General features: G+C 75.0%; 15 protein-coding genes. 4 read left to right on the forward strand and 11 right to left on the reverse strand.

Features of this window, described 5'->3' with window-relative positions; genetic code table 11:
- Positions 1-54: 54 nt before the first annotated feature.
- Positions 55-996 (reverse strand): 2-hydroxyacid dehydrogenase, encoded by a 942-nt coding sequence (locus QC029_RS21500; RefSeq protein WP_279557371.1) that lies wholly within the window; start codon positions 994-996, stop codon positions 55-57.
- A gap of 107 nt (positions 997-1103) precedes the next feature.
- Here QC029_RS21500 and QC029_RS21505 point away from each other — a divergent pair, with 107 nt between their 5' ends.
- The 3 genes from QC029_RS21505 (at position 1104) to QC029_RS21515 (ending at position 3632) form a co-directional block, all read left to right on the forward strand.
- Positions 1104-2102: an aldo/keto reductase gene (locus QC029_RS21505; protein WP_279557372.1), complete on the forward strand. Its 999-nt coding sequence runs from the start codon at positions 1104-1106 to the stop codon at positions 2100-2102.
- 124 nt (positions 2103-2226) lie between these two features.
- Positions 2227-3444 carry a sorbosone dehydrogenase family protein gene (locus QC029_RS21510; protein WP_279557373.1) on the forward strand — a complete coding sequence of 406 codons (1218 nt, stop codon included), beginning with the start codon at positions 2227-2229 and terminating at the stop codon, positions 3442-3444.
- Complete coding sequence (locus QC029_RS21515) at positions 3444-3632, forward strand: DUF6191 domain-containing protein (RefSeq protein WP_279557374.1); 189 nt, start codon at positions 3444-3446, stop codon at positions 3630-3632. The genes QC029_RS21510 and QC029_RS21515 overlap by 1 nt, the downstream gene beginning before the upstream one ends.
- Before the next feature lie 36 nt (positions 3633-3668).
- Here QC029_RS21515 and QC029_RS21520 read toward each other — a convergent pair whose 3' ends face one another.
- The 10 genes from QC029_RS21520 to QC029_RS21565 all read right to left on the reverse strand — a co-directional run bounded on the left by QC029_RS21520 (position 3669) and on the right by QC029_RS21565 (position 17592).
- Positions 3669-6764, reverse strand: a complete 3096-nt coding sequence (locus QC029_RS21520; protein ID WP_279557375.1) for a helix-turn-helix transcriptional regulator — start codon at positions 6762-6764, stop codon at positions 3669-3671.
- A 98-nt stretch (positions 6765-6862) separates the two neighbouring features.
- Entirely contained in the window at positions 6863-7087 is a 225-nt protein-coding gene (locus tag QC029_RS21525; RefSeq protein ID WP_279557376.1) for a hypothetical protein, read from the reverse strand.
- 301 nt (positions 7088-7388) lie between these two features.
- Positions 7389-8897, reverse strand: a complete 1509-nt coding sequence (gene gatB / locus QC029_RS21530) for an Asp-tRNA(Asn)/Glu-tRNA(Gln) amidotransferase subunit GatB (RefSeq protein WP_279557377.1) — start codon at positions 8895-8897, stop codon at positions 7389-7391.
- A 28-nt stretch (positions 8898-8925) separates the two neighbouring features.
- Positions 8926-9168: a hypothetical protein gene (locus QC029_RS21535; protein WP_279557378.1), complete on the reverse strand. Its 243-nt coding sequence runs from the start codon at positions 9166-9168 to the stop codon at positions 8926-8928.
- Complete coding sequence (gene gatA, locus QC029_RS21540) at positions 9165-10667, reverse strand: Asp-tRNA(Asn)/Glu-tRNA(Gln) amidotransferase subunit GatA (protein WP_279557379.1); 1503 nt, start codon at positions 10665-10667, stop codon at positions 9165-9167. The genes QC029_RS21535 and gatA overlap by 4 nt, the downstream gene beginning before the upstream one ends.
- A 5-nt stretch (positions 10668-10672) precedes the next feature.
- Entirely contained in the window at positions 10673-10969 is a 297-nt protein-coding gene (gene gatC / locus QC029_RS21545) for an Asp-tRNA(Asn)/Glu-tRNA(Gln) amidotransferase subunit GatC (RefSeq protein ID WP_031505700.1), read from the reverse strand.
- Positions 10970-11265: 296 nt separating this feature from the next.
- Positions 11266-13446, reverse strand: coding sequence for a bifunctional diguanylate cyclase/phosphodiesterase (locus QC029_RS21550; RefSeq protein WP_279557380.1), 2181 nt, complete (start codon positions 13444-13446; stop codon positions 11266-11268).
- Positions 13447-13660: 214 nt separating this feature from the next.
- Positions 13661-15853: an NAD-dependent DNA ligase LigA gene (gene ligA, locus QC029_RS21555; protein WP_279557381.1), complete on the reverse strand. Its 2193-nt coding sequence runs from the start codon at positions 15851-15853 to the stop codon at positions 13661-13663.
- Between the two features lie 15 nt (positions 15854-15868).
- Entirely contained in the window at positions 15869-16858 is a 990-nt protein-coding gene (locus QC029_RS21560; protein ID WP_336621608.1) for a methionine synthase, read from the reverse strand.
- Positions 16859-16902: 44 nt separating this feature from the next.
- Positions 16903-17592, reverse strand: a complete 690-nt coding sequence (locus QC029_RS21565) for an SDR family oxidoreductase (RefSeq protein ID WP_279557383.1) — start codon at positions 17590-17592, stop codon at positions 16903-16905.
- 207 nt (positions 17593-17799) lie between these two features.
- Here QC029_RS21565 and QC029_RS21570 point away from each other — a divergent pair, with 207 nt between their 5' ends.
- Positions 17800-19662 (forward strand): NAD-binding protein, encoded by a 1863-nt coding sequence (locus QC029_RS21570; RefSeq protein ID WP_279557398.1) that lies wholly within the window; start codon positions 17800-17802, stop codon positions 19660-19662.
- The last annotated feature ends 54 nt before the right edge of the window (positions 19663-19716 follow it).

A 19716-nucleotide genomic window follows, 5' to 3' on the forward strand; every position in this document is an offset into this window, starting at 1 on the left:
CCTCTCCCTCGCCCGCTCCCGCGCCCTCTCCCGCGCCCTCCCTCCCTGCGGCCGTCACCCGGCCGTGGCGACGACGTGCTCCAGGCCCTCCCCCGCCGCGAAGCTCCGCAACTGGGAGCGCAGCAGCCGCCTGACGCGCGGCAGGAACGCGGACGTCGAGCCCCCGACGTGGGGCGTGATCAGGGTGCCGGGCGCCCTCCACAGCGGGTGGTCGGCGGGCAGCGGCTCGGGGTCGGTGACGTCGAGCGCGGCCCGCAGCCGCCCGGACTCCAGCTCCGCCAGCAGCGCGCCGGTGTCCACCACGGCCCCGCGGGCGACGTTCACCAGCAGCGCGCCGTCCTTCATCCGGGCCAGGAAGTCCCCGTCCACCAGACCGCGGGTGGCGTCGGTGAGCGGGGTGGTCAGGAAGACCACGTCGGCCTCGGGCAGCAGCCGGGGCAGGTCGGCCGGGGTGTGCACCGGGCCGCGCGGCGTGGTGCGGGCGGTGCGGGCCACCCGGTGGACCGCCGCCGGCTCGAAGGGCTCCAGCCGGTCCTCGAGGGCGGCGCCGATGGAGCCGTAGCCGACGATCAGCGCCGTCCGGTCGGCGAGGGACGGCCGGAAGCCCTGCCGCCACTGCCCGGCGTCCTGGGCGCGGACGAAGGAGGGGATGCCGCGCAGCGAGGCGAGGGCGAGGGTGAGTGCCAGTTCGGCGGTGCTCGCGTCGTGGACGCCGCGGGCGTTGCACAGCAGCGCGCCCCGGGGCAGTTGCGGTACGGCGGGCTGCACGTGGTCGATGCCGGCGGTGAGCGTCTGCACCACCCGCACGTTCGGCATGTGCGCCAGCGGGCGTACGGCGACGGCCGGACCCCTCAGGTAGGGAACGGCGTAGAAGACGCAGTCCGCGGGGTCGGCCGGGAACTCCTCCTCGCCGTCCCAGTGGACGTAGCGGAGCGATTCGGGCAGACCGCCTATCTCGGCGGGCGGGATGGGCAGCCAGACATCTGCGGAAGCCATGGCCAGAGGCTATCCGGAGGCTGTGCGGAGGCGCCGGGAGGCACCCGTTAGGTTGGGAGCGCCCTACGGGGGGCGACCCCGCGGGGGCGAGGAGGGAGCACGTCCAGGTGGAGCGCAGGACAATCGGTGCGGCGGCACTGGAGGTGGGCGCGATCGGGCTCGGCTGCATGCCGATGAACTGGGCCTACACCACGTCCGAGCAGGACGGCGAGTCCTCGCTGCGCACGGTGCACGCCGCGCTGGACCACGGGGTGACGCTGCTGGACACCGCCGACATGTACGGGCCGTTCACCAACGAGCTGCTGCTCGGCCGGGTGCTGAGGCGGCGCCGCGCGGACGTGTTCGTCTCCACCAAGTGCGGCCTCCTCGTCGGCGAGCAGCACATCGTCGCCAACGGGCGCCCCGGCTACGTGAAGCGGGCCTGCGACGCCTCGCTGCGCCGGCTGCAGACCGACGTGATCGACCTCTACCAGCTCCACCGCGCCGACCCCGAGGTGCCGATAGAGGAGACCTGGGGCGCGATGGCCGAGCTGGTCGCGGCCGGCAAGGTGCGTGCGCTGGGGCTGTGCGCGGTGGGCGCGCGGGCGCAGCGGCGCGGCGCGGGCGCGCCGCTGTACGCGGGGACGGTCCGGCAGCTGGAGCGGGTGCAGCAGGTCTTCCCGGTGAGCTGCGTGCAGGCCGAGCTGTCGGTCTGGTCCCCGGAGGCGCTGGCGACGCTGCTGCCGTGGTGCGAGGCGCGCGGGATCGGCTTTCTGGCGGCGATGCCGCTGGGCAACGGTTTCCTGACCGGCACCCTCACCCCGGGCGGCGGCTTCGAGCGCGACGACGTGCGCGCCCGGCACCCGCGGTTCACGGCCGAGATGATGGCCGCCAACCAGCCGATCGTCGCCGGTCTGCGGCGCGTGGCCGCCCGGCACGGCGGCGCCACCCCGGCGCAGGTGGCGCTGGCCTGGCTGCTGGCGCAGGGGCGGCACGTGGTGCCGGTGCCGGGCGCCAAGAAGGAGCGCTGGGCGGTGGAGAACGCCGCGGCGGCGGAGCTGGAACTGACCGCGCGGGACCTGGCGGAGATCGCCGCGCTGCCCCCCGCGCAGGGTTCCTGGGACTGAGGCGGGAACACTCGGCGCCTCCCCGTCGTACGGTCGGGTGTACGGGCCGGCCGTGCGCCGCGCGCACCGGCCGGCCGTCCGCACACCGACGGCCGAGAGCCGCCCCGAGTCGAAAGGCGCGCTGATGGTGCGAAGCCGCTCACTGCCCGTGCGACCGCCCACCCGTCCGCCCCTGCGGGTGGCCGCCGCGGCTCTCGCCGGGCTCGCCCTGCTCGCGGCGGGCTGCTCCGACGGCGGGTCCGGCGGTGGGTCCGACGGTGGGCCCGGGTCCCCGGACCGTACGGGCGCCACCGCCGGCCCCTCCCCGGACGGGTCCCGCTCCCCCGGCTCCTCCCCCGCGCCCGCCGAGGGATCGGCGAAGGTGGTGGACACCGTGGCGAAGGGGCTGGACTCCCCCTGGGGGCTCGCGCCGCTGCCCGACGGCGACCTGCTGGTCTCCTCCCGGGACGAGGGCACGATCTCGCTGGTCGACGCGGAGAGCGGGAAGGTCTCCGAACTGGGCTCGGTGCCCGGGGTCGACCCGGGCGGCGAGGGCGGCCTGCTGGGCATCGCCGTGTCGCCCGACTTCGCCGAGGACCGCCAGGTCTACGCGTACTTCACCAGCGCCTCCGACAACCGGATCGTGCGCATGCTCTACGAGGCCGACGAGGAGGAGGGCAACCGGCTCGGCGCGCCCAGCACGGTCCTCCGCGGCATCCCCAAGGGGATGATCCACAACGGCGGCCGGATCGCCTTCGGCCCGGACCGGATGCTCTACGCGGGCACGGGCGACTCCGGCGACCGGAGCCTGGCCCAGGACAGGGAGTCGCTCGGCGGCAAGATCCTGCGCATGACGCCGGACGGCGAGCCGCCCGGCAGCGGCAACCCCGATGCGGACTCGGTCGTCTACTCCTGGGGCCACCGCAACGTCCAGGGGCTGGCCTGGGACGCGGAGGAGCGGCTGTGGGCGGCGGAGTTCGGCCAGAACACCTGGGACGAGCTCAATCTGATCCGGCCCGGCGGGAACTACGGCTGGCCGGAAGTGGAGGGCGAGGCCGGCGAGGAGGGCTTCACCGATCCGGTCGCCCAGTGGAGGCCCGCCGACGCCTCCCCCAGCGGCATCGCCGTCGCGGAGGGCTCGGTGTGGATGGCGGCGCTGCGCGGGGAGCGGCTGTGGCGCGTTCCACTGGATGGCGCGGAAAGGGTGGCGGAGCCGCAGGCGTTCCTGGAGGGTGAGTACGGGCGGTTGCGGACGGTCGTCTCCGACGGCGGCGACGGACTGTGGCTGGTGACCAGTGAGACCGACTCGCGCGGTACGCCCGCCGAGGACGACGACCGCATCCTGAAGCTGGAGGTCAGTTGATGTTCAACCTGATCGAGGAGCTGTTCAGCCCCGGGCGCCGGCACGCCGAGGACGAGCGCAGGCGGCTGGAGAACACCCGGGTGGAGGAGGGCGGCCACGATCCGGGCCGCGGCCCGATCGACCTCGCCTCGGGGCACGTCCTGATCAGGGCCCGCCGTCCGGCCCGGGCCTCCGGGCCGGCGGCCTGACGGAGCGGGCGCCGCACCGGCGCCGGCTGCGCCCGCTCACCCCACCGCCGCGCGGCCGCGCTCCCGCACCGGGTCCACCAGCCGCAGCCGGTGCGCCATCGCCGCCGCCTCGCCGCGTCCCGAAACCTCCAGCTTGGCCAGGATGTTGGAGACGTGGACGCTGGCCGTCTTGGGCGAGATGAACAGCTCCTCGGCGATCTGCCGGTTGCTGCGGCCCGCCGCGACCAGCCGCAGGACGTCGCGCTCGCGCGGGGTGAGGCCGAAGGACTCCACCGGGTCGGCCGGAGGCGTCCCGGCCGCGGTCCCCGGTCCGCTCCCGCTCCCTTCCGCGTTCCCGCCCCCGGGGGCCGGGAGGGGGACGCGGGCCCGCCCGGCCAGCCGCTCGACGCTCTCGCGCAGCGGCGCCGCGCCCAGCCGCAGGGCCGTGGCGTGCGCGCGGGCCAGCAGTCCGGCGGCCCGCTCCCGCTCCCGCCCGGCGTCGAGCAGGGCCTGTGCCCAGCGGTGGCGGGCCTGGGCCAGCCGGTAGGGCCGCTCCAGCCCCTCGAAGGCGGCCGCCGTCTCGGCCCAGCGGTCCGGGTCGTCGCGTCCCTCGGCCCGCCGCAGTTCGGCGTCCAGCATCAGCCCGTGCGCGGCCCACACCGGCACCAGCCTCGGCAGCCTCCTGGCCGCCTCGCGGATCCGCTCCAGCACGCGGGCCCGGCCCGGCTCCGCGGCGGGCAGCCCGCGCGCGTCGGCCTCCACCGTCAGCGCGGCGTGCAGCAACGGCCAGGCGTAGCGCTCGGTGGAGAGCGGGAAGCCCCGGTCCAGGGCCTCCTCCAGGACGCGCCGGGCCTGGAGCGGCCGGCCGCGCATCGCCTCGATCTCCAGCGCCAGCCGGGCGAGCGGGATGGTGTACTGCGGCTGCGGGTCGTGCGTGCCGTAGTGCGTCCAGGCCTCGGCCAGCAGGTCCGCGGCCCGTTCGGGGTCGCCCCGGCGGACGGCGAGGTGGGCGGTCTTGAGCGCGGCCGAGCCGCGCGGCTTGGCGCTGCGCGCCAGCTTGCGCGTGGCGGCCAGCGCCGCGTCGGCCTCCTCCCAGCGCCCCAGCGAGACCAGCGACTCGGCCAGGTTGCCGTGGAGCCACGCCCTGGTGTCCTGGAGGCCGAAGCGGTGGGCGGCCCGCAGCCCCTCCTCCGCCACCTGCACGGCCTCCGCGGAGCGGCCCACTCCTTCCAGCGCGGAGGAGAGGTTGACGTGACAGCGCCCCACGACGGCGACCTCGCCCTGCTCCACCGCGCGCCGGGCGACCTCCTCCATCTCGGCGAGCCCGGTGTCGACGTCGCCGGAGAAGACCCGCAGGCTGCCCAGGGTCAGCCGGGCGTGCAGCTCGGTGCTCGCGGCCCCCACCAGGGCGGCCAGCTCCACCGCGCGCCGTGCGGTGGAGAAGGCGTCCGGGCCGGGGTCGTGGACGGCGCCCCAGGCGGCGGCGCCCGCCAGCACCTCGGCGTGCACCGGGGAGGGCGGCAGTCCGCGCACCAGTTCCTGGGCCCGCCCCAGCTCCGCCCAGCCGTCGCCCTGGGCGGTGGTCTCCGCGAGCTTGGAGCGCTGGGTCCAGAACCAGGCCGCGCGCAGCGGGTCCCGTTCCTCGTCCAGCAGCCGCAGGGCGCGCTTGATGACGGCCTGCGCCCTCTTGCGCTCCCCCGACAGCTGGGCGGCGGTCACCGTCTCGGCCAGCAGGTCGAGGTAGCGCAGCGCCCCGCTCTCGCGCTCCTCCCCGTTCCCGCGGTCCTCGCTCCCGCAGGCCGGGTACACCTCGGCCTGGTCGAAGGAGCGCAGGGCGCTCCGGGTCCGGGGCGTCGCGTCCTCCCACAGCTCCAGGGCCCGGTCCAGCAGGCGCAGTTGCTCGGCGTAGGCGTAGCGGCGGCGGGCGGCGACCGCGGCGTCCAGGACGGCGGGCAGCGCCTTGGCCACGTCGTGCGCGGCGTACCAGTGGCTGGCCAGCCGGGCGGCCCGCTCGTCGGTGCGGACCAGGGAGGGGTCGTTCTCCAGTGCCTGGGCGTAGCGGCGGTTGAGGCCGACGCGCTCGCCGGGCAGCAGGTCCTCCGAGACGGCCTCGCGCACCAGGGCGTGCCGGAAGCGGTAGCCGTCGCCGTCCTGGGTGGGGGCGAGGACGTTGGCGCCCACCGCGGCCCGCAGCGCCTCGATCAGCTCGTCCTCGGGCAGCCGCGCCACCGCGGCGAGCAGGGCGTGCTCCACCGCGGAGCCGCCCTCGGCCGCGGTCCGGACCACCTGCTGGGCGTCCTCCGGCAGCGCTTCGACGCGTACCAGCAGCAGGTCGCGCAGCGAGTCGCTGATGCCGCAGGCGGTTCCGGAGACCGTCAGCTCCTCCACGAAGAAGGGGTTGCCCTCGGAGCGCTGGAAGACCTGCTCCACCAGTTCGTGCTCGGGGACCTCCACCCCCTGGATGCCGGCCATCTGCGCCCGCACCTCCTCCCGGCTGAGCCGGGGCAGCTCGATCCGGCGGACGGTCCGCAGCCGGTCCAGCTCGGCGAGGAAGGGGCGCAGCGGATGGCGCCGGTGGATGTCGTCGGAGCGGTAGGTGGCCACGATGACCAGCCGGGCGCGGTCGAGCGAGCGGAAGAGGTACGCCAGCAGCTCGCGCGTGGAGCGGTCGGCCCAGTGCAGGTCCTCCACGACCAGGACGAGGGTGCGCTCGCGGGAGAGGGACTCCAGCAGCCGGGCCGTCAGCTCGAACAGCCGGGCCCGGCCGTCCTCCTCGTGCCACTCGCGGGTGGTCTCGCCCAGCTCCGGCAGCAGGCGGGCCAGTTCGCCCTCCTGGCCCGCGGCGGCGGCCGTCAGCTCCCGGCCGAGCCGGCGGTGCAGGGAGCGCAGCACGGTGGAGACGGGCGCGAACGGCAGTCCCTCGGCGCCGATCTCGACGCATCCGCCGACGGCCGCGACCGCGCCGCGGGCCCGGGTGGCGGCCAGGAACTCCTCCAGCAGGCGCGTCTTGCCGACGCCGGCCTCCCCCGCCACCACCACGGCCTGCGGCTCGCCCGTGCCGGCGCGGGCGAGCGCGTCGGTCAGGGCGGCCAGTTCGGCTCCGCGGCCCACGAACACCGGGCTGACCCTGGAACTGTCCACGGCGCCGAGCATCGCACAGATGCCGGGCGCCGCGGCACCGGGTTTCGCCCGCAGGGCTTCCGCCGGAAGCGCACCCGCCGGTGCGGGGGCGGCCGGTGCGGGAGCGGGCCTCAGGCGGCCCGGACCCACCGGTCCGGACCCCCGTCCGTACCGCCGCCGTTCCCCCGCCCGCCGTTCCCCCGTCCGCCGTTCACCGGCTCCCCGTTCCGCCCGGCGGCCCGCTCCTCCCGGCGGCGACGGCGGCGGGCGGCGGCGACCCGGCTCGCCAGCCGTTCCCGTTCGGCCTCGCGGCGCAGTTCCTCGGCGCGCAGCCGGTGCGTCTGGTAGTCGAACATCCCGGTCTCCTCCGGTCCTCGGTGGTCGTCCCGTCCGCCGTCCGCGGACAGGACCGACCTTCGTCCCCAAGGCGGGGCGGCCGCATCGGGAGCCTGACCGATGTTCCGGGCCCCGGGTTCCTTAGGACGCGAGGGGGTGGGGCGTGAGGCCTCCTCAGACGGGCTTCCCGGCGGGCGCCTCCCCCGCCGGGGAGTCCGTCCGAGGAGGCCCAGCCGAGGCACCCGGGCAAGGAGACGGCCCGGCCCCCGCGCTCCGGGCGGGAGCGCGGGGGCCGGGCCGTGCCGGCCGGGCGGGCGGGCGTCAGCCCTGGACGCCCAGCTTCTCCAGGATGAGCTCGCGCACCCGGGCGGCGTCCGCCTGGCCGCGGGTGGCCTTCATGACGGCGCCGACGAGCGCGCCCGCCGCGGCCACCTTGCCGCCGCGGATCTTCTCGGCGATCGCCTCGTTGGCCGCGATCGCCTCGTCCACGGCGGCGCTCAGCGCGCCGGTGTCCGAGACGACCTTGAGGCCGCGCCCGTCCACGACCTCGTCCGGCTCGCCCTCGCCCGCGAGGACGCCCTCGATGACCTGGCGGGCCAGCTTGTCGTTGAGGGAGCCCTCCGCGACCAGCGCGCACACCCGGGCGACCTGGGCCGGGGTGATCGGCAGGGCGGACAGCTCGGTGCCCTGCTCGTTCGCCCGGCGGGCCAGCTCGCCCATCCACCACTTGCGGGCCTGGTCGGCCGGCGCCCCGGCGTCCATGGTGGCGGTGATCAGGTCGATGGCGCCGGCGTTGAGGACGGACTGCATCTCGTGCTCGGAGATGCCCCACTCCTCGCGCAGCCGGTTGCGGCGCACCCGCGGCAGCTCGGGCAGCCCGGCCCGCAGCTTCTCCACCCAGTCGCGCGCGGGGGCGACGGGCACCAGGTCCGGCTCGGGGAAGTAGCGGTAGTCCTCCGCCTCCTCCTTGACCCGGCCGGAGGTGGTGGAGCCGTCGTCCTCGTGGAAGTGGCGGGTCTCCTGGACGATCGTCCCGCCCGAGCCCAGCACCGCGGCGTGGCGCTGGATCTCGAAGCGGGTGGCCCGCTCCACGCTGCGCAGCGAGTTGACGTTCTTGGTCTCCGAGCGGGTGCCGAACGTCTCGGTGCCGTGCGGCCGCAGCGACAGGTTGACGTCGCAGCGCATCTGGCCCATCTCCATCCGGGCCTCGGACACCCCGAGGGCGCGGATGAGCTCGCGCAGCTCGGCGACGTACGCCCTGGCCACCTCCGGCGCGCGCTCCCCGGCGCCGGTGATCGGCTTGGTGACGATCTCGATCAGGGGGATGCCGGCGCGGTTGTAGTCCAGCAGGGAGTGCACGGCGCCGTGGATGCGGCCGGTGGCGCCGCCGATGTGGGTGGACTTGCCGGTGTCCTCCTCCATGTGGGCGCGCTCGATGCCCACGCGGAAGACCTCGCCGTCCTCCAGCTGGACGTCCAGGTAGCCGTCGAAGGCGATCGGCTCGTCGTACTGGGAGATCTGGAAGTTCTTCGGCATGTCCGGATAGAAGTAGTTCTTCCGGGCGAACCGGCACCACTCGGCGATCTCGCAGTTCAGCGCGAGGCCGATGCGCACGGCGGACTCCACGGCGGTCGCGTTGACCACCGGCAGCGAGCCGGGCATGCCGAGGCAGACGGGGCAGGTCTGCGTGTTGGGCTCGGCGCCCAGCGCGGTGGAGCAGCCGCAGAACATCTTGGTCCTGGTGCCCAGTTCGACATGGACCTCCAGGCCCATGACGGGGTCGTAGGAGGCCAGCGCGTCCTCGTACGACACCAGTTCAGTGACAGTCACGGAAAGCCAAACCTTTCAGGCGCTGCGGTCAGTCGTCGGCGAGGACGTCGTCGATGTCCAGGCGGCGCAGCTCGCGGATGAGGACGGCGGCGTTGGTGAGGACCGCGGCGCCGGAGACGACGGCGTCCAGCAGCTTGAGCCTGTCGGTCTCGCGGCGGGCGAGCTGGACCTGCTTGACGATGCCGACGATGCCGAAGAGCGAGGTGCCGATGGACAGGTACAGGCCGGGCCTGGACTTCTTGAATCCCTTGGCCTTCTTCAGGGTGCTCACAGCGCGGGTGCCTCCTCGAGCAGCGGGTGTCCCCAGCGTGCGTGGAACGCGGCCTCGACCGCCGCTCCGACACGGTAGAGCCGGTCGTCGGCCATGGCGGGGGCGATGATCTGCAGACCCACCGGGAGCCCGTCCTCGGGGGCCAGGCCGCACGGCAGCGACATGGCCGCGTTGCCCGCCAGGTTGGACGGGATGGTGCACAGGTCCGCCAGGTACATGGCCATCGGGTCGTCCGCCCGCTCCCCGATGGGGAACGCGGTGGTCGGGGTGGTCGGGGAGACCAGCACGTCCACCTGCCCGAACGCGGCGTCGAAGTCGCGCTTGATGAGCGTGCGCACCTTCTGCGCGGAACCGTAGTAGGCGTCGTAGTAGCCGGAGGACAGCGCGTAGGTGCCCAGCATGATGCGGCGCTTGACCTCGGGGCCGAAGCCCGCCTCGCGGGTGAGGGAGGTGACCTCCTCCGCCGAGCGGGTGCCGTCGTCGCCGACGCGCAGGCCGTAGCGCATGGCGTCGAAGCGGGCCAGGTTGGAGGAGCACTCCGACGGCGCGATCAGGTAGTACGCCGCCAGCGCCTTGTCGAAGGACGGGCAGGAGATCTCGACGACCTCGGCGCCCAGCTCGCGCAGCAGCTCCACCGACTCGTCGAAGCGCTGCATGACGCCGGCCTGGTAGCCCTCGCCCGCGAGTTCCCTGACCACGCCGACCCGCAGGCCCTCGACGTTCCCGTTGCGGGCGGCCTCGACCACCGGCGGGACGGGGGCGTCGATGGAGGTGGAGTCCAGCGGGTCGTGCCCGGCGATCACCTCGTGCAGCAGGGCCGCGTCCAGGACCGTGCGGGCGCAGGGCCCGCCCTGGTCGAGGGAGGAGGAGAAGGCGACCATGCCGTACCGGGAGACGCCGCCGTAGGTCGGCTTGACGCCGACGGTGCCGGTGACGGCCGCCGGCTGGCGGATGGAGCCGCCGGTGTCGGTGCCGATGGCCAGCGGGGCCTGGTACGAGGCGAGCGCCGCCGAGGAGCCGCCGCCGGAGCCGCCCGGGATGCGGGTGAGGTCCCACGGGTTGCCGGTCGGGCCGTAGGCGCTGTTCTCCGTGGAGGAGCCCATCGCGAACTCGTCCATGTTGGTCTTGCCCAGGATCACCACGTCGGCGTCCTTGAGGCGCCTGGTGAGCGTGGCGTCGTACGGCGGGATCCAGCCCTCGAGGATCCTGGAGCCGACCGTGGTCGGCACGCCCTCGGTGGTGAAGATGTCCTTGAGCGCGAGCGGGACGCCGGCCAGCGGGCCGAGCCTCTCGCCGCGGGAGCGCTTGGCGTCCACGGTGCGGGCGCGGGCCAGCGCGCCCTCGCGGTCCACGTGGAGGAAGGCGTGCACCTTCTCGTCCACGGCCTCGATGCGGGCGAGGTGGGCCTCGGTCACCTCGACGGCGCTCGCCTCGCCGGAGGCGATCCTCGCGGCGGTCTCGGCCGCGGTGAGCCTGGTCAGATCACTCGAATGCGTCACGGCGTTCACTCCTCACCCAGGATCTGCGGCACCTTGAAACGCTGCTGCTCCTGGGCCGGGGCGCCGGAGAGCGCCTGCTCGGGGGTCAGCGACGGACGGACCTCGTCCGGGCGCATGACGTTGGTCAGCGGCAGCGGGTGGGAGGTCGGCGGTACGTCCTCGTCGGCGACATCGGAGACGCGGGCGACCGCGCCGATGATGTCGTCGAGCTGTCCGGCGAAGTGGTCGAGCTCTTCGTCCTTCAGCTCCAGACGCGCCAGCCGGGCGAGGTGGGCGACCTCCTCGCGCGTGATGCCAGGCATGCAGCGATTCCTCGGGGTGAGTGGTGGATCTTTCGGGGCTTCTCGGACTCTTCCTTCGGTCCGCCCCAATCCTATGGCTCCCGGCGCCGTGGACGCACAGCGCTACCACGCGGGGCCCGCGGGCGCGACCGGACCGCGTCCGGGCGCCGCGGGCGGCAGGGCGCTCCCGGAGCGCCGCCGCGCGGTCTGCGCGGACCGGCGGGAGGGCGGGCGGTGGACGGCGGTGGAGGGCAGTGGACGGCGGTGGGGGACGCGGCCCGGCGGGCGGCGGCCGGCCCGGCGGGGCAGGGCGGGGCTCAGCGCGCGGGCTGCCCGTGGGAGCGGCGGGCGACCTCGCCGGCGAGGCGCGGCAGCGCGGGCGCGCGCCCCTCGGCCGGCGGCGGCTCCCCGTTGCGCGCCCGCAGCCAGGCGGTGGCCTCGGCCGGGGGCATGGCGGCCGAGACCAGCCAGCCCTGCACGGCGTCGCAGCCCAGGTCGCGCAGGCGCTCCCAGGTCTCGTCGTCCTCCACGCCCTCGGCGACGACGAGCAGGCCGAGGGAGTGCGCGAGGTCGACCGTGCAGCGCACGATCGCGGCGTCCTCGGCGTCCACCGCGAGGCGGGCCACGAAGGAGCGGTCGATCTTCAGCTCGCTCACCGGCAGCCGCCGCAGGTGCACCAGGGAGGAGTAGCCGGTGCCGAAGTCGTCCAGGGACATCCGCACGCCGTGGCCGGTGAGCGCGGCGAGGGTGTCGGCGGCCTGCTGCGGGTCCTCCAGCAGGACGTGCTCGGTGATCTCCAGTTGCAGCGCCCCGGCCGGGACGCCGTGCCGGGCGAGCCGGGCGGCGACGGATCCGGCGAAGCCGGGGCTGTGGACGTCGCGGGGCGAGACGTTGACGGCGACCGGCACGGTCAGACCGCGGGAGCGCCAGCGGGCGACCTGGGCGAGCGCGGTCTCCAGCACGTACTCGGTCAGGCGCGGCATCAGGCCGGAGGACTCGGCGATGGCGATGAACTCGTCCGGGGGCACCCTGCCCCGCTCCGGGTGGACCCAGCGGACCAGGGCCTCCAGGCCGGAGACGGAGCCGTCGAAGGCGACCTTGGGCTGGTAGTGCAGCTCGATCTCGCCCGCGTCCAGGGCGCGGCGCAGATCGCCCAGCAGGCCCAGCCGGTCGGGCGTGTTGCCGTCGCGGGTGGCCTCGTAGACCTCGACGCCGCTGCGGTCGCGCTTGGCCTGGTACATCGCGACGTCGGCGCGGCGCAGCAGGCCCTCGGCCTCGCCGGCGTGGTCCGGGAAGACGGCGACCCCCGCGCTGGCCTCCAGTTCGAGGGTCAGCCCGTCCAGGTCCAGCGGCGAGCCGAGGGCGGAGACGAGCGCGCGGGCGATGCGCTGGGCGCTGGTGGGCGAGTCGGCGAGCGGGAGCAGTACGGCGAACTCGTCGCCGCCGAGCCGGGCCACCTCGGCACCGCGGGGCAGCGCCGTTCGCAGGCGGTCCGCGATCTGCAGCAGCAGCCGGTCGCCCGCCAGGTGGCCGAGGGTGTCGTTGACCGAGCGGAAGCGGTCGAGGTCGATGAGGACGAGGGCGGAGCGGGCGCCCATCCGGTCGGCCTCGTCCAGGGCGGACCAGGTGCGCTCCAGCAGCCACTGGCGGTTGGCGAGCCCGGTGAGGGGGTCGCGGAGCTGCTCCTCGGCGCGGGCGCGGGCGATCCACAGGGCGGAGTCCAGCGAGACCAGCGGCACGGCGAACAGCGGCAGCAGCAGCGGCATGTGGACGGCGACCACCACGATCAGCGGGGAGATGGCCAGCAGCGCGAGGGCGACCAGCCCCTGCCGTGCCAGGGCGGTGCGGGCGACGGTGGGCAGCCCGCCCTGGCGCGGGGCCAGGATGTACCACAGCAGCGTCCGGGTGACGAGCAGGTAGGCGCCGGCGGCGAGCAGGACCTCGGGGAGCGCGTACACGCTCCAGGCGGCCGGGCGCCAGGGGTTCTCCACCGAGGGGCGCACGCCGAAGGCCGCCAGGCAGAGCGCCGCGGCGCCGATGCCGAGGATGTCCACCGCGCCGTGCCGCAGCGCCTGGCGCCAGCGGTGCCGCCGGGCCGCGCCGACCAGGACCACCACGGCGAGGCTGACCAGGGTGGCGGGGATCCAGCCGTACAGCAGCAGGATGGCCAGGGTGAGGGCGGCGCCGGAGCCGGTGCCGCCCCACCAGCGGTCGCGGCCGAGCGCGACCAGGTGTCCGACGATGAGGCCGGTGAGGACGGCGAAGGACCAGCCCGTCACACCGCTGGGGAAGAGGGCGTGCCCCTCGGAGACCACCCGGTGGACCCCGGCGGCCAGTGCGACGGCGGCGACCGCGACGACCGCGCGGGAGAGTCCGGGCACCTTCGGGCAGGCGGCGTGCTGCGGCCCCGGCACGCCGTCGCAGCCGTCGCCCGGCGGGGCCTGTGGGTGTACGCGGCGGTGCCACTGCCGTCCCCGGTCCCGGGGTTTCTGCTGCATGCGCGTCCCTCTCACAGCCGTCGGTGCCCACGTCACGGCAGGCGCACCCCGTCAACAGTAGGGCGCGGACAGCCGTGGGGGCAGTGATCGATCGGGCTTGCCCGAATGCCGACCGGTCGATCGCGTCCCTCTGATAAGCGCCGCGCGGACCCGCGCCATCACTCACCAACGGCACTGTGCGGCAGGGCCGTTGACGGCCGTGGCACCGACGCCGTCACTCCGCGGGCGGCTCCGCGGCGGGCTCGACGGGGGTGACGGCGGCCTCCCGCGCGGCGTCGGGCCCCTGCTCCAGCAGGACGGCGAGGCCGTCGTCGTCCAGGATCGGCACCTTCAGCTGCACGGCCTTGTCATATTTCGATCCAGGACTGTCGCCTGCCACAACAAAATCAGTCTTCTTGGAAACAGAACCGGTCACTTTTGCTCCCAGGTTCTGCAGCGCCTCTTTCGCGCCATCCCGGGTGTACGACTGGAGCGTTCCGGTGACGACGACGGTGACGCCCTCCAGCGGACGCGGTCCCTCCTCGTCGCCGCCCTCCTCCTCCATCCGGACGCCGGCGGCCCGCCACTTCTCGACGATCTCGCGGTGCCAGTCCTCGGCGAACCAGGCCCTGAGCGAGGCGGCGATGGTCGGACCGACCCCCTCGGTGGCCGCCAGCTCCTCCTCGGACGCCTCGGCGATCCGGTCCAGCGAGCGGAACTCCCTGGCCAGCGCCTCGGCCGCCACCGGTCCGACATGGCGGATCGACAGCCCCGCGATGATCCGGGCCAGCGGGCGCTCCTTGGCCGCCTGGATGTTCTCCAGCATGGCCAGGGCGTTCTTCTTCGGCTCGCCCTTGAGGTTGGCGAAGAAGGTGACGACCTTCTCCTCGCCCGTCTTCGGATCCCGCTTGGGCAGGCCGCTGTCCTGGTCCAGCACCAGGGACTTGATGGGCAGCAACTGCTCGACGGTGAGGTCGAACAGGTCGCCCTCGTCCCTCAGGGGCGGTGTGGCCGGCTCCAGCGGCTGGGTCAGCGCGGTGGCGGCCACGTAGCCGAAGTGCTCGATGTCCAGGCACCTGCGGCCCGCCAGGTAGTAGAGCCGCTCGCGCAGCTGCCCCGGGCAGGAGCGGGCGTTGGGGCAGCGCAGGTCGACGTCCCCCTCCTTGGCCGGTTTCAGCGGGGTGCCGCACTCCGGGCAGTCGGCGGGCATCACGAACTCCCGCTCGCTGCCGTCCCGCAGGTCGACCACGGGGCCCAGGATCTCGGGGATGACGTCGCCCGCCTTGCGCAGCGCGACGGTGTCCCCGATCAGCACGCCCTTGGCCTTGACCACGTCCTGGTTGTGGAGGGTGGCGAACTCCACCTCCGAGCCGGCCACCGTCACCGGCTCCACCACGGCGAACGGCGTGGCCCGACCGGTGCGGCCGATGCTCACCTTGATGTCCAGCAGCCTGGTGTTGACCTCCTCCGGCGGGTACTTCCAGGCGATCGCCCAGCGCGGCGCCCGCGAGGTGGAGCCCAGCCGCCCCTGGAGGGGGATCTCGTCCAGCTTGACGACGACCCCGTCGATCTCGTGCTCCACCGAGTGGCGGTTGGCGCCGTAGTGCGCGATGAACTCGCGGACGCCCTCGACGGAGCCGACCACCCTGTTGTGCGCGGCCGTCGGCAGGCCCCACTCGCGCAGCAGCTCGTACGCGTGCGACAGCCGGTCGATGTCGAAGCCCTCGCGGGCGCCGATGCCGTGCACCACCATGTGCAGCGGGCGCTCCGCGGTGATCTTGGGGTCCTTCTGCCGCAGCGAACCGGCCGCCGCGTTGCGCGGGTTGGCGAACGCCGGCTTGCCCGCCTCCACCAGCCGCGCGTTCAGCTCCTCGAAGCGCTCCATGGGGATGAACACCTCGCCGCGGATCTCCACCAGCGCCGGGACGCGGTCCCCCGTCAGCCGCTCGGGGACCTGCGCGATGGTGCGGACGTTGGGCGTGATGTCCTCGCCGGTGCGCCCGTCGCCGCGGGTCGCGGCGCGCGTCAGCCTGCCGTGCTCGTACGTCAGGTTGACCGCGAGCCCGTCCACCTTCAGCTCGCACAGGAAGTGGTACGGGACGCCGCTCAGCTCGCGTGCGATCCGGTCGGCCCAGGAGTCCAGCTCCTCGTCGTCGAAGGCGTTGTCCAGCGACAGCATCCGCTCGCGGTGCCGTACGGCGGTGAACTCCGTCTCGTACGAGCCGGCGACCTTCTGGGTCGGCGAGTCGGGCGTGGCCAGCTCCGGGTACTCGGCCTCCAGCGCCTGCAGCTCGCGCATCAGGGCGTCGAACTCGGCGTCGCTGATGACCGGCGTCGTCACGTAGTACCGGAAGCGGTGCTCGTCGACCTCCCGAGCCAGCCGCGCGTGCCGCTCGCGCGTCTCGCTGTCCGGGCTCACCATCTCCATGAACACTGCCTCCCGTTACTCAGGGTCGTTTGCGAGCGAGCGTGCGGCCCGGACGCAGTGTGCGAGCGCGGCCCGCGCGTACGCGGGCGAGGCGCCCGCCAGCCCGCAGGCGGGCGTGACGACCACCGACCGCGTCAGCAGCTCCGGAGACAGCCCCAACCTGCGCCACAGCGTCCTGACACCCATGACGCTACCGGCAGGGTCTGACAACGCGCTCGAGTCCGGCTCCACCGCGGGCACCACTCCCGCGAACAGCGCCGTACCCGCTTCCACCGCCTCTCCGACCGCCTCGTCGTCACGCTCGGTGAGCAGGGAGAAGTCGAAGGAGACCCCCGCGGCGCCCGCCCGCCGCAGCAGCGCGAAGGGCACCCCGGGCGCGCAGGAGTGCACCACCACGGGAACCCGGCCGTCCGGATCCCCCGCCGGTTCCCGCACCGCCTCCACCACCTGCCGCAGCGCGCCCTCGACGACGCCGCGGTCCACGGCCGGGTGGGTGCGGTACCCGCTGGCGGTGGGCACCCGGCCCAGCAGCACCGCCGTCAGCGACGGCTCGTCGAGCTGGAGGACGACCCGCGCGCCCGGCACCCGCCGCCGCACCTCGGCGAGGTGGGCGCGCAGCCCCTCGGCCAGGGACCCGGCCAGGTAGCGGCAGGCGCCGGCGTCGCCCAGCATCGCCTCGCCCCCGCGGCGCTCCAGCGACGCCGCCAGCGTCCACGGCCCCACGGCGGAGACCTTCAGCGCCCCGGAGTACCCCTGGGTGAACTCCTCCAACGCGTCGAGGTCCTCCCCCAGCCAGGAACGGGCCCGCCGGGTGTCGCGCCCGGGCGCGTCGCCGACCCGCCAGCCGCTGGGCTCCAGCCGCGCGTACAGCTCCACCAGCAGCCCGGCCGTCCGCCCGATCATGTCCGCGCCGGGCCCGCGCGCGGGCAGCTCCGGCAGGTACGGGAACCGTTCGAACGTGCCGGTGACGGCCTTCGCCGCCTCCCGGGCGTCGGTGCCGGGCATCGACCCGACGCCGGTCGCCGCGGCCGTTCCCCACACGTGCTCCCTCACGCCGACGGCCTCACCCTCAGATCGGTGATCTCCGAGCCCGCGGGCAGGTCGAGGGCGGTGAGGACCGCGGTCGCCACCGCGTCCGGGGTGATCCAGCGCCCGGGGTCGTACTCCTTCCCCTCCTGCCGGTGCACCTTGGCCTGCATGGGCGTGGCGGTGCGGCCCGGGTAGACCGAGGTCACCCGCACCCCGCCGCCGCCCTCCTCCGCGCGCAGCGAGTCGGCCAGCGCCTTCAGCCCGTGCTTGCTGGCGGCGTACGCGCCCCAGTTGGCGTTCGCGTTCAGGCCGGCCCCGGAGTTGACGAAGACCACGTGGCCGCGCGCCAGGCGGAGCTGGGGCAGCAGCAGCCGGGTCAGCTCCGCGGGGCCGACGAGGTTGACGGCCAGGGTGGCGTTCCAGACCTTCGGCGTCAGCTCCCCGACCTCGCCCAGGTCCACGACCCCGGCGACGTGCAGCAGCGAGTCCACGTGCTGCGGCAGCTGCTGGTGGGACAGCGCCCACGACAGCCGCTCGGGTTCGGCCAGGTCGCCGACGAGGGTGCGGGCTCCGGGGAAGCGCTCGGCCAGCTCCCTGGCGCGGCCCGCGTTCCGCGCCAGCAGCCACAGCTCGTCGCCCCGTTCGGCCAGGCGCCCGGCGAGCGCGGCCCCGATGCCGGAGCCCGCCCCGGTGATCACATGCGTTCCCATGGGCCCATCGTCCCATCCGCCGTCCCCGGTGGCGGGAACGGTGCCGTCCGCCGCGGCCCCCGTGATCGAATGCGGTCCATGGCCGACTCAGCCCCGCACCCCCCTCAGCCGGAACCCCGGCCGGACCGGCCCGCGTCCCCCACCCCCGTCCCCGCCGTACCGCCGCAGGGCGGCCGGCGGCGGGCTCCCGGCGGCCGGTCCGGGCACATGGTCGTCTGCGGCGACAACTCCCTGTCCCAGCGGCTGGTCCGCGAACTCGCCTCCGTCTACGGCCAGCGGGTCACCGTCGTCCTGCCCTCGCTGCGCGGCGGCGACCAGGGCCCGCAGATCGCCGCGCTGGTCGGCGACCGGCGCCTGGAGGTGCGGGCGGTGGAGGCGCAGGTGCCCGACGACGCGGCGCTGCGGGAGGCGGGCATCGAGCACGCCGCCGCGCTGGCGCTGACCTCCGGCGACGACCAGCTCAACATCCACACCGCGCTGCGCGCCCGCCGCATCAACCCCGAACTGCGCCTGGTCATCCGGATGTTCAACCGCACCCTCGGGCGGTACCTGGAGGACCTGCTCGACCGCACCATCACCGCCCGCGTCCCCGGCCTGGACCAGACGGCCGTGGACGCCTCCACCACCGTCCTGTCCGACGCCGACACCGCCGCCCCCTCCCTGGTGGCGGCGGCGGTGGTCGGCACCAGCAAGGTCATCCACGCCGGCGGGCTGCTGCTGCGGGCCAAGGAGCGCACCGTCGGCACCGCCGGCCACCGCGACCCGCTGTGCACCCTGGCCCTGCTCCCCGACACCCCTGACTCCGACGAGGGCGACGTCTACACCGACCCCGAGGACCGCGACGGCCCCGTGCTGCTGCCCGACCCCCGCGAGCTGGAGGGCCTGCCGGACGAGCGCGGCACCGTCGTCCTGGAGGCGATCACCCGCCGCCCCGGCCGGGCCGCCGCCCCCGCCCCCCGTGTGCCGCGGCTGCCGGTGGCCACCTTCTTCTCCCGGAGGCTGCGCGCCTCCCTGCTGGGGCTCACCGCCGTGGTCGTGCTGCTCGCCGCCGCCAACTGGTACGTCACCCGCGAGACCCCGCTGCACGCCGCGTACATCACCCTGCTCAACGTCATGTCCATCAACGAGCCGGAGCTGGAGGGCAGCTTTGGGGAGCAGGTCCTGCAACTGCTGGGCGGGCTGGCGGGCACCGCCCTGCTGCCGCTGATGTTCGCCGTCGTGCTGGAGAGCTACGGCACCTTCCGCCGGGCGGCCACCCTGCCGCCCCCGCCGCGCGGCATCGACCGGCACGTCGTCCTGCTCGGCCTGGGCAAGGTCGGCACCAGGGTGCTGGACCAGCTGCTGGAACTGGGCATCCCGGTGGTCTGCGTCGAGCGCGACGCGGAGGCCCGCGGCATCGCCACGGCCCGTGCGCGCCGGGTGCCGACCCTGATCGCCGACGTCACCGAGGGCGGGGTGCCGGAGGAGGCGGGGATAGCGCGCAGCCGCGCCCTGCTGGCCCTCACCAGCGACAGCGGCACCAATCTGGAGGCCACGCTCTACGCCCGCCAGGTCAACCCCGACCTGCGGGTGGTGATGCGGCTGTTCGACGACGAGTTCGCCGCCACCGTCTACCGCACGCTGCGCGACACCTACCCCGGCGCCCAGACCCGCAGCCGCAGCGTCTCCGCGCTGGCGGCCCCGGCCTTCGCCGGGGCCATGATGGGCCGCCAGGTGCTGGGCGCCATACCGGTCGGCCGCCGGGTGCTGGTCTTCGCCGCGGTGTCGGTGGCGGGCAACCGGCTGCTGGAGGGCCGCACCGTCGGCGAGGCGTTCCGCCCCGGCTCCTGGCGGATCCTCGCCCTGGACACCGCCCCGCCCGACCTCCGCCGCGCCGACCTGGGCTCCCTGTCGTCCGGCGCCCGCACGTACACCCTCACCGGCGACCTCGCCTGGCGGCTGCACGACGGCTACGTGATGACGGAGGGCGACCGCGTGGTGGTCGCCGCCACCCGCGAGGGCCTGGGCGCCCTGCTGTCGGGGGAGGACCCGCGCGGGGCGGACGCGGCCGCCGGCGCACCGGTGGGATGAGCGGGCCGGGGGACGCCGGCCCGCTCATCCCACCGCTCCCGTCGCTCCGGCCAC

The organism is Streptomyces sp. DH37, assembly GCF_029813835.1.
In the GTDB taxonomy this organism is placed as follows: Bacteria; Actinomycetota; Actinomycetes; order Streptomycetales; family Streptomycetaceae; genus Streptomyces.

Bases quoted from the DNA above. Each gene is read 5' to 3' on its own strand.
- QC029_RS21500 (WP_279557371.1), bottom strand. From the start codon at position 996: ATGGCTTCCGCAGATGTCTGGCTGCCCATCCCGCCCGCCGAGATAGGC.
- QC029_RS21510 (WP_279557373.1), top strand. From the start codon at position 2,227: ATGGTGCGAAGCCGCTCACTGCCCGTGCGACCGCCCACCCGTCCGCCC.
- QC029_RS21515 (WP_279557374.1), top strand. From the start codon at position 3,444: ATGTTCAACCTGATCGAGGAGCTGTTCAGCCCCGGGCGCCGGCACGCC.
- QC029_RS21520 (WP_279557375.1), bottom strand. From the start codon at position 6,764: ATGCTCGGCGCCGTGGACAGTTCCAGGGTCAGCCCGGTGTTCGTGGGC.
- QC029_RS21525 (WP_279557376.1), bottom strand. From the start codon at position 7,087: ATGTTCGACTACCAGACGCACCGGCTGCGCGCCGAGGAACTGCGCCGC.
- gatC (WP_031505700.1), bottom strand. From the start codon at position 10,969: ATGCCTGGCATCACGCGCGAGGAGGTCGCCCACCTCGCCCGGCTGGCG.
- QC029_RS21550 (WP_279557380.1), bottom strand. From the start codon at position 13,446: ATGCAGCAGAAACCCCGGGACCGGGGACGGCAGTGGCACCGCCGCGTA.
- ligA (WP_279557381.1), bottom strand. From the start codon at position 15,853: ATGGAGATGGTGAGCCCGGACAGCGAGACGCGCGAGCGGCACGCGCGG.
- QC029_RS21560 (WP_336621608.1), bottom strand. From the start codon at position 16,858: ATGCCCGGCACCGACGCCCGGGAGGCGGCGAAGGCCGTCACCGGCACG.
- QC029_RS21565 (WP_279557383.1), bottom strand. From the start codon at position 17,592: ATGGGAACGCATGTGATCACCGGGGCGGGCTCCGGCATCGGGGCCGCG.
- QC029_RS21570 (WP_279557398.1), top strand. From the start codon at position 17,800: ATGGTCGTCTGCGGCGACAACTCCCTGTCCCAGCGGCTGGTCCGCGAA.